The following is a 14,455-nucleotide window of genomic DNA, read 5'->3' as shown; positions in this document are numbered from 1 at the left end:
GCGGAGGCTCGCCACCTGGGGTTTCGCAGGGGTGCGGGGCGTCGCGCCCCGAAGAGTCGGAGTACCGCACCACCGGATGGCGGGAGGGGCCAGCCTCCCGCCATCCGCTGCCCACCCGCCTTCCTTCCAGGGGGAAACCCATGCCCGCCCGCCAGGAGTCGCCGTCCGAGCCCGTGATCGCCCTTGTCGGTATCGGCTGCCGCTACCCAGGCGGCGTGGTGGACGCAGAAACGTTCTGGCGCACGCTGCGCGACGGCGTCGACGTCATCAGCGAGGTCCCGGCCAGCCGTTGGGGCCCGGAGTTCCTCAGCGAGGACGGCTCCGCCCCCGGCACCGGCTACTGCCGCTACGGCGGCTTCCTGCCGGAGCTGGACGGCTTCGATGCGGACTTCTTCGGCATCTCCTTCCGCGAGGCCCGCGAGATGGACCCGCAGCAGCGGCTGCTGCTGGAGGTCTCCTGGGAGGCCCTGGAACACGCCGGGATGACCAAGCCACAGCTGTCGGGATCCCGTACCGGGGTCTTCTTCGGCATGCTCGGCATGGACTACACCCTGCTGCACAGCAAGACCCGGGGCGTGACCGGGATCGACCCGTACTTCGCCAGCGGCAAGGAGTTCAGCTTCGCGGCCGGTCGCGTCGCCTACACCCTGGGCCTGCACGGCCCGGCGCTGTCGGTGAACACCGCCTGCTCCTCCTCGCTGGTCGCGGTGCACCTGGCCTGTCGCGCGCTGGCCGGCGGCGAGGCCGACGTGGCCCTGGCCGGCGGCGTCAACGTGCTGGTCGCGCCCGAGCTCTCCATCTTCATGAGCAAGGTGCAGGCGCTGTCCCCCACCGGCAGCTGCAAGCCCTTCGCCGCCGACGCCGACGGCATCGTCCGCGGCGAGGGCTGCGGCGTCGTCGTGCTCAAGCGGCTGGACGACGCGCTGGCCGCGGGCGACCAGGTGCTGGCGCTGATCCGCGGCAGCGCGATGAACCACGACGGCCGCAGCGCCGGGCTCACCGTCCCCAACGCCACCGCGCAGATCGCGCTGCTGCGCGAGACGCTGCAGCGGGCCGGGGCCACGCCCGAGCAGGTCGCCTACGTGGAGACGCACGGCACCGGCACCCCGCTCGGCGACCCGGTCGAGGCCTACGCGCTGAGCGAGGTGTTCGGCCCCGGCCGGCCCGAGGCGCAGCCGCTGCACATCGGCTCGCACAAGGCCAACTTCGGGCACACCGACGCGGCGGCCGGCGTGGCCGGGCTGATCAAGACCGTGCTGACCGCGCAACACCGCCTGGTGCCACCGCAGTTGCACCTGGGTACGCCCAACCCGGCGATCGCCTGGGCGGAGAGTCCGCTGCGGATCGCCGCCGAGGCCCGGCCGCTGGACTGCGCCCCGGACGCCCTGTTCGGGGTCAGCGCCTTCGGCCTGAGCGGCACCAACGCGCACCTGCTGCTGTCGGCCGCCCCGGTGGCCGAACCGGCGGTGCCGGCGCCCGGCGACGAGGGCGCGCCCCGGGTGCTGCTGGTCTCCGGATCCACCGAAGCGGCCCTGCGCACCCGGGCCGGCGACCTGCTGCGGACCCTGGAAGGCCTGGAAGCCACTCAGAACACCGAGCAGCCGGAAGGCCAGGAGGCACCGGAGATCCCGGAGCCCGCCTCCCCCGTGCGGCTCGCCGACATCCTGCACACCGCCGCGGTACGGCGCACCCACCACGAGCACCGTGCCGCCCTCCTCGGCACCGACGCGGCCGGGCTCAGGGAATCCCTGCGCGCCCTGGCCGCCGACGAGGCCGACGAGCACACCTTCACCGGCCGGGCCGAACCCCGCCGCCGGCACCACACCGTCTTCGTCTTCTCCGGTCAGGGCAGCCAGTGGCAGGGCATGGGCCTGGACCTGTGGGAACGGGACCCGGTCGCGGCCGCCGTGCTGGACGAGTGCGACCGGCTGCTGACCGGGGCGGGCTTCCACCCGCTGCGCGCACTGCTGGGCGAACTCGACCTGAGCGCCACCGAACTGGCCCAGCCCGCACTGCTCGCGGTGCAGGCCGCGGTGGCCGCGGTGTGGCGCTCGCGCGGGCTGGAGCCCAGCCTGTTCCTGGGCCACAGCGTCGGCGAGATCGCCGCCGCGCACGCCGCCGGGGCCCTCGACCTGCCCACCGCCCTGGACCTGGCGGTCCGCCGCGGACGGATCACCGCGCAGGCGGCCGGCAGCGGCCGGATGCTGGCGGTCCCGCTGTCCGAGGAGGACGCGGCCCAGGCGATCCAGGGCATGTCGCTGCACATCGCCGCGGTCAACGGCCCCACCTCGGTGGTGCTCGCGGGAGCCGCGGCGGACATCCGCGAGGCGGTCCGGATCTTCGCCGAACACTCCGTCAACTGCCGTCTGGTGCCCGGCGACTACGCCTTCCACAGCCCGGCCATGGCACCGTACGCCGCGTTGCTCGGGGCGGAACTCGACGGTGTGCTCACCGCCTCGCCCGCCCCGGCCTTCCGGTCCACCGTCTTCCCGGACGAGCCGCCGGAGCTGCTGGACGCCGCGTACTGGGCGGCCAACGTGCTGCGCCCGGTGCGCTTCTGGCCGGCCGTGCAGCGGATCCTGAACAGCGGCGGCGCCGACTTCATCGAGATCGGCCCGCACCCGACCCTGGTCCGGCCGCTCACCGCCGGTCTGGTCGCCCGCCGCCGCCAGGGCATCGCGGTGCCCTCGCTGCGCCGGGACGGCGACGGCCCGGCCACCCTGCTGGCCGCCCTCGCGGAACTGCACTGCGCCGGCGCGACCGTCCGCTGGGACGGACTGCTGCCCGGCCGTGCCACCGATCTGCCCGGCCATGCCTGGCAGCACGAGTCCTTCTGGCTGCCGGATGTCCAGCCGGGCGTCCAATCCCTGCCCGGGGTCGCCGGTACCGCCCACGGCGCGGTGCCGGCGCTGCTCTCGATCCAGCCGCTGGACAGCGAGGGACGACCCGTCGGCCCGGTCCAGCACATCGACATGACCGTCCCGCTCCCGGGTGGCACGGATGGTCTCGCCCAAGCCCCGGTGGCGACACCCCTCCCGACCACCGGTCCCTCCCCGGCCCTCACTCCGCCCCCCGTCGGAGCGGCCCGGGAGAACGCAGCCCCCGTCCCCGCGCCCGCCGCCCCCCCTGCGGCGGAACCGGGGACGGGCGGCAGCACCCCCGCCCCCGGCCGCAAGGCGCTGCTGCGCCAGGTCTCGGAGGTGCTGGCCTGGGTGCTCGGCCAGGACTCCGACCGGCGCATCCCGGCCCAGCGCGGCTTCGCCGACCTCGGCATGGACTCGATCACCGTGGTCGAGTTCGCCGACCGGCTGGAGGTCGTGCTGGGCGTCGAGGTCCCGGTCTCCACCCCGTTCGAACACCCCTGCCTGGACGAGCTGGTCGACTTCCTGCTGCCGCTGGTCACCGCCAAGGCCGAGGCCGACGCGGCGGCGACCGCAGCCGCGGCTCCCGCCGTCCCGGGGGCCGGTGCGGCTGCTTCGGGTGAGGCCGCAGCAGCGCAGGACGCCCTCGTCCCCCTCGTCACCGCGGCCGCCCCGGAGGCGCCAGGAGCACCGGAGTCGCCCGGAACGCTGGAGTCGCCCGGCGTCGCGAGCCCGGAGGACGACCCGGTCGCGGTGGTCGGCCTCGGCTGCCGTTTCCCCGGCGGGGCGACCGTGCCGGACTACTGGCGGCTGCTGACGGACGGCCGCGAGGTGATCCGCGACGTCCCCGGCGACCGCTGGGACGGCACCGCCTTCCTCTCCGAGGGCGAGTGGGCCCCCGGCACCATGTCCTCACTGCGCGGCGGTTACCTGGACGACGTGCGCGGCTTCGACGCCGCCTTCTTCCGGGTCTCCCCGCGCGAGGCCCGCAGCCTCGACCCGCAGCACCGGCTGTTCCTGGAGGTCGCCTACGAGGCCCTCGCGGACTCCGGGACGCCCCCGGAGCAGCTGCGCGGCTCGGCCACCGGCGTCTTCGTCGGCATGAACAGCTCCGACCACGCCCAGATCGTCGGCAGCCGGCTGCAGGACGTCGACCTCTACTACGGCACCGGCAACTCCTTCGCGGGCGCGGCCGGACGTCTCTCCTACTTCCTCGGGCTGACCGGCCCGAGCATGGCGGTCGACAGCGCCTGCTCCTCCTCGCTCACCGCGGTCCACCTGGCCTGCCAGAGCCTGCTCAGCGGCGAGAGCGAGATCGCCGTCGCGGGCGGCGTCAACGTCATCCTCAGTCCGGTGATCCCGATCGCGGTGTCGGCCGGCGGCGCGCTCTCCCCCAGCGGGCGCTGCCGTACCTTCGACGACGCGGCCGACGGCTACCTGCGCGGCGAGGGCGCCGGTGTGGTGGTGCTCAAGCGGCTGTCCCGGGCGCTCGCCGACGGGGACCGGGTCTACGCGGTGCTGCCCGGCACGGCGGTGAACCAGGACGGTGCCAGCAGCGGCCTGACCGTGCCCAACGGGACCGCTCAGCGCGAGCTGATCCAGCGGGCGCTGAACCAGGCCGGGCTGACCGGCGCGGACGTCGGCTACGTCGAGGCGCACGGCACCGGCACCCCGCTGGGCGACCCGATCGAGCTGCGGGCGCTGGCCCAGGTCTGCCGTCCCGACCCGGCGGCGGCCGAGGGCCCGCTGCTGGTCGGCTCGGTGAAGCCGAACGTGGGCCACCTGGAGGCGGCGGCCGGGGTGGCCGGGCTGATCAAGGCGGTGCTGTCGGTGCACCACGGCCGGCTCGCCCCGCACATCGGAGTGGAGACGCCGACCCGTCAGATCGACTGGCAGCGGCTGGGCCTGGCCCTGGCCGGCGACGAGGAGCAGTGGCCGCGGCCGGAACGGCGCCGGATCGCCGGCGTCAGCGCCTTCGGCTTCACCGGCACCAATGCGCACGTCCTGGTCGCCCAGGCGCCGGACCGCGCCGCCGCGACCGAGCGGCCGGAACCGCCGGCCCGCTATGTGCTCCCGCTCTCCGCCGCGCATCCGGCCGCGCTGCCCGCCGCCGCGGCCAACCAGCTGGCGGCGCTGCCCGACCCGACAAGCCCCGGCTCGACAGGCTCCGGCTCGGCAGGTGCGGGCACGGACGGCGCCGCGCTGGCCGACCTCGGTTACACCACGGCCGCCCGGCGCGGTCATCTGGAGCACCGGGCCGTGGCCGTGGGCCGCGACCTGGCCTCGCTGCGGGCCGCGCTGCAGGCCGGCGCCGAGGGCAGGCAGCACCCGGGACTGCGTACCGGGACCGCGGAGTTCCCGCGCGGCACGGTGTTCGTCTTCTCCGGCTTCGGCTCGCAGTGGGTCGGCATGGGCCGGCAACTCCTGCGCGAGGAGCCGGTCTTCGCCGACGCGGTGCTGCGCTGCGAGGAGGAGATGCGCAAGTGGATCGCCTGGTCGCCGCTGGCCTCGCTGCGCGGCGAACCGGACAGCCGCCCCTTCGACGAGGGGGTGCCGCAGGAGCTGATCTTCACGGTCCAGGTCGGCCTGGTCGAGTTGTGGCGCAGCTGGGGCGTGCGTCCTGACGCCGTCGTCGGCCACAGCATGGGCGAGGTCGCGGCGGCCTGGACCGCGGGGGCGCTGACGCTGGCCCAGGCCGCCGAGGTGCTGTGCCTGCGCTCGCGGCTGCTGGACACCCTCACCGGCACCGGCGGCTCGCTGGCCGTCGGCCTCTCCCCGCAGGCGCTCGCCCCCTACCTGGTGCTGTACGAGGACCAGTTGGGCATTGCCACGGTCAACGGCCCGCGTACCACCGTGGTGTCCGGGGCGCTGGAGGCGCTGGAGGAGCTCGCGCAGGAGCTGGTGGAGGAGAACATCTTCGTGCGCCGGGTGAAGGTGCCGGTGGCCGCGCACAGTCCGCTGATGGAACCGCTGCGCGAGCGGCTGGTGGAGGGGCTGGCCGCGCTGGTCCCCGCGCCGACCCGGATCCCGCTGCACTCCTCGGTGGAGGGCCACGAGGTCCCCGGCCAGGCGCTGACCGCCGAGTACTGGGGCCGCAACCTGCGCAACGCGGTGCTGTTCCAGGCCGCGGTGACCTCGGTGGAGGACCCCGCCGAGCGGGCCTTCGTCGAGGTGTCCCCGCATCCGGTACTGGTGGCCTCGATCGAGGAGTCGCTGGTCGCGGCGGGTGTCGAGGAGCCGGTCGCGCTGCCCTCGCTGGTCCGCGACGAGGACGAGGTCGAGTCGCTGCTGGGCACCCTGGCGACGCTGCAGGCCCACGGCGTGCCGGTGGACTGGAACGCCTTCTACGGCCCCGGGCGCAGCGTGGTCGACGTCCCCGGCTACCCCTGGCAGCGGATCGAGTACCGGCTGGCGGACGCCGAGCCGGAGGCCCCGGCGGCCGGCGGCGCGCTGGTCGGGCCGCCGGTCCGGCCGGCCTACGCGCCCGAGGTGGCGCTGCTGCCGGTGCACGTCGACGGGGTGCGCAACCCCTGGCAGGTGGCCCGCCCCGGTGCGGGCGCACCGGTCACCCCGGCCGCGCTGCTGGAGGCCGCGCTGCGCGCGGTGGCACAGACCGCGTCCGCGACACCCTCGCTGCGCGAGGTCCGCTTCGGTCCGGCCGCCCGTACCGGGGCCGACGGCCGCGCCGCGCTGCAGGCCGCGGTACGGCCGAGGGAGGGGACCCTCGCGCTCTACCCGCAGGACGGCTGGGACACCCCCGGCCTGACCGCCGCCCTCGACCGGTTCCCGCAGCCCGCCGCCGGGGTTCCCCCGGTCGACGGGATCAGGGACGAGGCACTGCGCGACCGGCTGGCCGACCGCTTCCCGGCGCTGCTGGTGCGGCGGGTGGAGACCGGCGCGGACGGCGTCGAGGTCACGGTGACCCTGCCGGCCTCCGCCTGCCGCTACCGGATGCCCGCCGACCTGCTGCGGCTGGCGCTGCAGCTGGTGGCCGACACCCGTCCCGGCGAGAGCTCCCCACCGGAGCCTCAGCCGCAGTCGATCGGGCTGGTCCGGGTCAGGGCCGCCGTCGACGGCACGGTACGGGTCCGCCGGGGCGCGCTGCGGCTGGGCGCGGACGGCCTGGCCGAGGCCGACCTGGTGGTACTGGACCCGGCCGGACGCCCGGTGCTGGAGCTGGACGCGCTGCGGCTGACAGCCGTTCAGGCACCGGCCGGTGACGAGGACGCCGAGGACCGGGTGGCCGGGCTCTGCTACCAGATGGTGCGCCGCCCGCAGCAGCCGCTGCCGGCCGCCACCGACGGTGACGCGACGAAGCGCTGGCTGGTCTGCGGCGACACCGGGCACCTGGCCGGCGCGCTGGCGGGACGGCTGGCCGAGCTGGGCCTGGACGTGGTCCGGGTGCGCTCGCTGGACGCCGGCGGCGCGCCCGCCGAAGCCGAGCTGACGGATGGTCAGCCGATCGCCGCCGACCGTCGGATCGACCCGGTCGACCGGGACGCCTGGCGGGCCCTGCTGGCGGACTACGCCGACGGCGTCCCCACCGGCATCGTCTCGCTGTGGCCGCTGGAGGACCTGGACCCGCGGCCCGGGGCCTGGCGCTCCAGCGCGGCCCTGGCCGGAGCGCTGGCCGGGAGCGAGGGGGCGGTGCCGCGGCTGTGGCTGGTCACCCGCAACGCGGTACTGACGCAGGGTCACGGCGGCTACCCGGACGGCCTGCAGGGCACCCACGCCGGTATCGGCCGGGTGCTGTCCATGGAGCGTCCGGACGCCTGGGGCGGGCATGTCGACCTGTCCTGCGGCAGCTCCGAGGAGGTGGCCGCGCTGGCCACCTGGCTGAGCCGGGGCCCCGGCCCCGAACACGTCCGGCTGGAGCACACCGCCGCCGAGGCCGCGTCGATGGTCCGGGTGGCGCTGCCGGAACGGAACGCCGCCGAACTGCCCCGGCTCCCGGCCGACCGCTGGTACCTGGTCACCGGCGCGGGCGGCGAACTGGCCGCCCCCTCGGTGGACTGGCTGCTCGACTCCGGCGCCCGCCGCATTGCCCTGCTCGACAGCGGCACCGGCAGCGGCACCGTCGACTCCCCCGCCGGGGACCGGCAGACGGAATGGCGCGGCCGGGGCGCCGAACTGCTCCCCGCCACCGTGGACGGGCTGGACGCGCTGCTCACCCGGCTGCGGGCCGACGGCGGCCTGGCCGGCGTGGTCTGCGCGACCCCGCCGGGTCCGGCCCGGCCGCTGGAGCAGCTGGACGAGCAGCAGGTGGGCGCCGCACTGCGGCGCGCCGAACTGGCCGAGGAACTGCACACCGCCACCCTGGCCGACCCGCTGGAGCTGTTCGTGCTGCTCGGCTCCACACCCGGCGCCTGGGGCGGTTCCGGCGCCGGGGCCGCCGCTCCGGCCGACTGGCTGCTGCGGGCCCTGGCGGCGCGCCGCAAGGCGTCCGGACTCCCGGTCACCCACCTGGAGTTGATGCCGGTGGAGGGCGCGGAGCTACTGGACGAGCGGACCACGCGGCTGCTGGCCGGCAGCGGTGTCAACGCGCTGCGGCCGACCGACGTCACCGCCGCGCTGGCCCGGGTGCACGGCACCGGGGCGGTGCACGTCGCGGTCGCCGACGTGGACTGGGAGGTGTTCGGGTCGGCGCTGGCCGGCTCGGCGCACCGCCGGCTCTTCGCCGAGGTGCTGGACGGCCGGGCCGTCCACGCCGACGGCGGGCGGTTCGCCGCGCAGCTGGGCGACCTGGACCCGGTCCGGCGCCGTGACCTGATGCTGGACTGGGTCTGCGCCCAGGCCGCGACCGTGCTCGGGCTGCCCGAGGACGGACTGCAGCCCCGGCAGGGCTTCTTCGAGCTGGGCATGGACTCGGTGATGGCCCTGGCCCTGCGGTTGCGGCTGGCCAGGGAGCTGGACCTGACGCTCTCCGCCACGGTGGCCTTCGAGTACCCCACCGCCTCCGCGCTGACCGACCACCTGCTCGCACTGCTCGGCCACGGACCCGCCGCACCGGACGAGGCCGGCGCCGAGGCCGCTCCCGCCGCCCCCGGCGGGGACGACCTGGACGACCTGGACGACGACGAACTGCTCCGCCAACTGGACGCCGAAATCTCCGGCTCCCAGGACTTCGGGCACGAGGAGAACCGATGACGACGAACAGCCCCACGACCCCGCCGAACCAGCCGACCCCGCCGACCTCGACGACGCCCGATGCTCTCCGAGGCCGCCTCAAGGACTCTCTGGGCACCATCCGCACCCTGCGCGCCAGGGTCAACGAACTGGAGCGTCCGCAGCCGCTGGCCGTGGTCGGGATGTCCTGCCGGCTGCCGGGCGGCGCCTCCCCGGAGGAGTTCTGGCAGTCGCTGGTCGACGGCCGCAGCGCCCCGGTCGACTTCCCCGCGGACCGGCACCCCACCGAGGGCTACTACCACCCGGACCCGGACCACGCCGGCACCGCCTACACCCTGTCCGGGAACTTCCTGGACGCCCCGGTCGACGGCTTCGACCCGACGGTGTTCGGCATCTCGCCGCGCGAGGCGGCCGGGATGGACCCGCAGCAGCGGCTGATCCTGGAACTGGCCTGGGAGGCGATGGAGGACGCCGGGCTGCCGCCCACCTCGATGGAGGGCACCCGCACCGGGGTCTTCCTCGGCGCCAGCACCAGCGACTACGTGCGGATGCGGCAGCAGGAGGCGCCGATCGAGGACGTCGACGCGTACCAGCTGATCGGCGAGCCCAGCTTCCTGGCCGGCCGGATCTCCTACACCTTCGGTTTCCAGGGCCCGAGCATGGTGACCGACACCGCCTGCTCCTCCTCGCTGGTGGCGCTGGAGCAGGCCTGCCTGTCGCTGCGCTCCGGCGGCAGTGACGTAGCGCTGGTCGGCGGGGTCAACCTGATGCTCTCCCCGTACGGCTTCGTGCTGGTCAGCAAGCTGCGCGCGCTCTCCCCCGACGGCCTGTGCAAGACCTTCGACGCCTCCGCCGACGGCTACGCCCGCGGCGAGGGCGGCGCGCTGTTCGTGCTGAAGCGGCTGCGGGACGCGGAGGCCGCCGGGGACCGGATCCTGGCCCTGGTCCGCGGCGTGGCCACCGAACACGACGGCCGCAGCAGCGGTCTGACGGTGCCCAACCCGACCGCACAGCAGGGCGTGATCCGCTCCGCGCTGAAGGACGCGGGCATCGCCCCGGCCGACCTGACCTATGTCGAGGCGCACGGCACCGGGACCCAGCTGGGCGACCCGATCGAGCTGCAGGCCCTGGACGCGGTGACCACCGTGGGCCGCCCGGCCGGCCGGCCGCTGCTGGTGGGGTCGGTGAAGACCAACATCGGCCACCTGGAACCGGCCGCCGGCGCGGCCGGGCTGCTCAAGGCCGTGCTGGCGCTGGGTCATGACACCATCCCCCGGCACCTGCACCTGGAGAACCCCAACCCGCAGGTGCCGTGGGCCGACCTGAACCTGACCGTCACCACCGCGGCCACGCCCTGGCCGGCCGGCCCCCGGGTGGCCGGGGTGAGCAGCTTCGGCGCCAGCGGCACCAACGCGCACGTGATCGTCAGCGAGGCGCCCAAGCCGTCGGCCCGCGAGGGACTGCCGCGCACCGTGCACCTGCTGACGCTGAGCGCCAACACCGCCGAGGCGCTGCGCGCCGCCGCCTCCTGCTACCTGGAGCCGGTGCAGGCGGCCGACGACCGGGCACTGTCCGACATCGCCTACAGCACCCACATCGGCCGGGCCCGGCTGCGGTTCGGCCTGAGCGTGGTCGGCGACCGCGACCGGATCGCCGCCGGGCTGGCCGCCCACGCCGCCGGTGAGCGCTCGGACCACGCCCAGCCGCACGCCCCGGCCGGCTCCAAGGCGCGCCGGCTGGGCTGGCTGTTCACCGGCCAGGGCTCGCAGTACGCCGGGATGGCGGCCGGGCTCGCCGAGTCCGAGCCGGTGTTCGCCCAGGCCCTGCAGGAGGCGGTGGACGCCCTGGACCCGCTGCTGGCCGAGCCCCTGGGCCCGGTGCTGGCGGGCCGGACCGACGCCGACCGGATCAACCGCACCGGGCTCACCCAGCCCGCGCTGTTCGCCGTGGAGTACGCGCTGGCCCGGCTCTGGGAGTCCTGGGGCGTGCAGCCGACGGCGGTGCTGGGGCACAGCCTCGGCGAGATCACCGCGGCCTGCGTGGCCGGGGTCCACTCGCTGGCGGACACCGCGCGGCTGATCGCGGCGCGGGCCCGGCTGATGGAGGCGCTGCCGACCGGCGGCGTGATGGAGACCCTGGTCTGCGACGAGGCCTCGGTACGGGCGGCGATGGCCGCCGCCGGGCCGCTGACCCAGGTGTCCGTCGCGGCCGTGAACGGGCCCACCGACGTGGTGCTGTCCGGCGCCGAGGCCGAGGTGGCCGCGGTCGTCGCGATCCTGGCCGGACAGGGCGTCAAGCACCGTCGGCTGGTGGTCTCGCACGCCTTCCACTCACCGCTGATGGCCCCGATGCTGGACGACTACCGCGCGGCGATCAAGGACCTGGCCTTCCAGGCGCCGCGCTACCGGCTGATCTCCAACGTCACCGGCAAGGAGTGGGGCCAGGAGCAGCTGCGCCCGGAGTACTGGGTCGAGCACGTGGCCTCGGCGGTCCGCTTCGCCGACGGCATCGCGGAACTGCACGCGCAGGGCTGCCGGACCTTCCTGGAGCTCGGTCCGGCACCGATCCTGCTCGGCCTGGGCGCGCGCTGCCTGCCCGACGACAGCATCACCTGGGTGCCCTCGCTGCGCCGGGACCGGGAGGACCCGCAGGTGGTGGCGCAGGCGCTGGGCGCGCTGCACCACCGCGGCGTGCCGGTGGACTGGGAGCAGGTGCACCTGGCCGAGGCACCGCGGCGTACTTCGCTGCCCAGCTACCCCTGGCAGCGCGAGCGCTACTGGTTCGCGGACAGCACCCAGGGCGGCCGGCCGATGCCCCCCGACAGCTCCCCAGCCGCGATGTTCGACGGCCACCTGCTCTCCGGACCACCCACCTGGACGCCCGACCTGGCGGCACTGGCCGACGAGTTCGTCCAGACCGGTCCGGACGGGGTGCGCTCGGTCTCGCCCGGCGGCTTCTGCAACTGGGCGCTCACCGGGGCGGCCCACCTGCCCGGCGCCCAGCCGCGGCTGATCGACCGCTTCCTGGTCGGCGAGCCGCTGCTGCTCGACCAGGACCAGCAGCCCAAGGTCCGGGTCTACGTGATGCCGCAGGACGACGACGGCAGGTCCCTGTTCCTCTGCTACTCGCTGCCCGGCGGCGAGATCCGCGAGGGCGACAGCTGGCGGCTGCACGCCCGCGGCGTGCTGTCGCGGCGCCCGGCCGACGCGGAGCCCGAGCAGGGACGGCTGGCCGAGATCCGGCAGCGCTGCGTCCCGGTCGGCCCGGAGGAGATCACCGTCCCGGTCTGGGCCGAGCCGGTGCTGACCGAGGTGCACCAGGGCCCCGGCGAGGTGCTGGCCGAGGTCAACGGGCTGGCGGAGTCGCTGCCCAGGGGTGCGCTGCTGGATCTGACGCTGCATCTGCTGCGGCAGTCCTCGGACGCCTGGGAGAGCGGGATGCCGGTGCCGGCGAACGTCCGGCCGCTGCCGGCCCGGGGCACCCGCCGCTACATCCACGGCTGGCTGGACCCGGTCGAGGAGGACGGCGAGCTGCGCGGCGGCCTGGAGATCCTGGGCGCCGACGGCACCGTGCTGATCGCGATGCGCAACGTCCGGGTGCACGACCCGGAGGCGGTGGTCGAGCCCGCGCCGCGCCAGCCGGTCGAGCAGACCGTCTGGGACATGGAGTGGCAGCCCGGCCCGGAGCTGTCCGGCGCCGGGAGGCTCACCGGCGAGCGGCTGCTGGTGATCGGCGGCGGCAGCGGTCCGCGCGGCGACGTCGCGGCCGAGCTCGGCGAGGAACTCACCGCCCAGGACGCGGTGGTCGAGTGGGCCGAGGCCACCCCGGAGGCGGCACTGGAGGCGCTGTCCGGCGCCGGCTTCGACCATGTGCTGCTGCTCAGCGCCCTGGAATGGCCCACCGACCACGTCGAGGCCGGCTCGGTCGACCGAGCCCGGCACACCGCCGAGCACGTCTTCCTGGCGGTGGCCCGGCAACTGGCCAACGACGAGGCCGCCACCCGGCTCTGGGTGGTCACCCGCGGCGCCCAGTGCACCGGCCGTGACCAGCGCGAACTGTGCCTGCCCGCCGGTCCGTTGTGGGGTCTGGGCAAGGTCGCCGCACTGGAGCACCCGGACCTCTGGGGCGGCCTGCTGGACCTGGACCCCTCCGGCGAGGCGGACGAGGCCGCGCAGATCGCCGCGTTCCTGACCGCCGGCGGCCCGGAGGACCTGGTCGCGCTGCGGGACAGGCGGCCGCTGGTCCCCCGGCTGGTCCCGGCCACCCTCGGCGAGGAGCTGGGCGTTCCCGAACTCACCGACCTGGGCAGCTACCTGGTCACCGGCGGGCTGGGCTCCCTGGGCCTGGTCGTCGGCGAGTGGCTGGCCAGGAACGGCGCCGGCACCGTGGTGCTGGCCGGCCGCTCCGGCCTGCCCGAGCGCTCCGGCTGGGAGGACCGGACGCTGGACCCCGGGGTGCGGGCCCGGATCGCCGGGGTGCGCCGGATCGAGGCGCACGGCGCCGAGGTCCGGGTGGCCGCGCTGGACACCGCCGACGAGATCGCGCTGACCGGCCTGGTCACCGAACTGGAGCGGGCCGGACGGCCGCTGCGCGGTGTGGTGCACGCGGCCGGTCTCTCCGAGCCGCAGTTCCTGCGCGAGGCCGACCCGGCCACCTACGACCAGGCCATGCACGCCAAGGCGGCCGGCACCTGGGCGCTGCACCGGGCGACCCTGGACCAGAACCTGGACCTGTTCGTCTCGTTCTCCTCGATCGCCTCGGTCTGGGGCTCGCAGCACCTGGCCGGCTACTCGGCGGCCAACGCCTACCTGGACTCGATCGGGCAGTACCGCCAGTTGCTGGGGCTGCCGGCCACCACGGTCGCCTGGGGCCCCTGGGGCGTCAAGTCCGGCCTGGCCGACGACTCGGTGATGGCCTTCCTGCGGTCCATCGGCCTCTACCAGCTCAACCCGGACCAGGCCCTGGAGCTGCTCGGCGACGCCATCGCTTCGGGCGTCCCCAACCGGACCGTGTGCGCGGCCGACTGGCCGATGTTCCGGGACCTGATGGAGGCCCGGCGCGAGCGGCCGATCCTGCGCGAGATCCGGGTCCGCCCGGCCGCCCGCGAGGACCAGCAGTCCGGCCCGGCGAGCGCACTGACGGCGCAGCTGCTGGCCATGGACGAGGCCGGACGGCAGTCGACGCTGGACGAGTACGTCCGGGCGCAGCTCTCCGCGATCATGCGGCTGGAACTGGATGTGCTGACCGAGGACACCAGGCTGGCGGACCTGGGCCTGGACAGCCTGATGGTGATGGAACTGATCTCCCGCTGCCGGGAGGACCTGAGCCTGGAGATCAGCAGCCGGGAGTTCTTCGCCTGCCCCGGCATCGAGTGGGGCTCGTTCCTGCACCGGCTGGTCATGCAGCAGCTGGACTCGATGAGCGGCAACCCCGCCGACAGCCCCGCGCTGGCCTGACCCCCCGGGGCG

Annotated in this window: 2 protein-coding genes; both read left to right on the top strand. The window is 75.4% G+C overall.

Going from position 1 to position 14,455, the window contains the following annotated elements; all coding sequences use genetic code 11:
• Positions 1-140 precede the first annotated feature (140 nt).
• Complete coding sequence (locus ABH925_RS32365; RefSeq protein WP_370153837.1) at positions 141-9,008, top strand: beta-ketoacyl synthase N-terminal-like domain-containing protein; 8,868 nt, start codon at positions 141-143, stop codon at positions 9,006-9,008.
• Positions 9,005-14,443, top strand: coding sequence for a beta-ketoacyl synthase N-terminal-like domain-containing protein (locus tag ABH925_RS32360; RefSeq protein ID WP_370153835.1), 5,439 nt, complete (start codon positions 9,005-9,007; stop codon positions 14,441-14,443). The genes ABH925_RS32365 and ABH925_RS32360 overlap by 4 nt, the downstream gene beginning before the upstream one ends.
• The last annotated feature ends 12 nt before the right edge of the window (positions 14,444-14,455 follow it).

This window comes from Streptacidiphilus sp. EB129, assembly GCF_041262645.1.
Taxonomy (GTDB): Bacteria; Actinomycetota; Actinomycetes; order Streptomycetales; family Streptomycetaceae; genus Streptacidiphilus.
Note: the sequence above shows the minus strand (reverse complement) of the source record. Positions and strands in the feature narration are given on the sequence as shown.

Coding starts and splice junctions, on each gene's coding strand:
- ABH925_RS32365 (WP_370153837.1), top strand. CDS start 141: ATGCCCGCCCGCCAGGAGTCGCCGTCCGAGCCCGTGATCGCCCTTGTC.
- ABH925_RS32360 (WP_370153835.1), top strand. CDS start 9,005: ATGACGACGAACAGCCCCACGACCCCGCCGAACCAGCCGACCCCGCCG.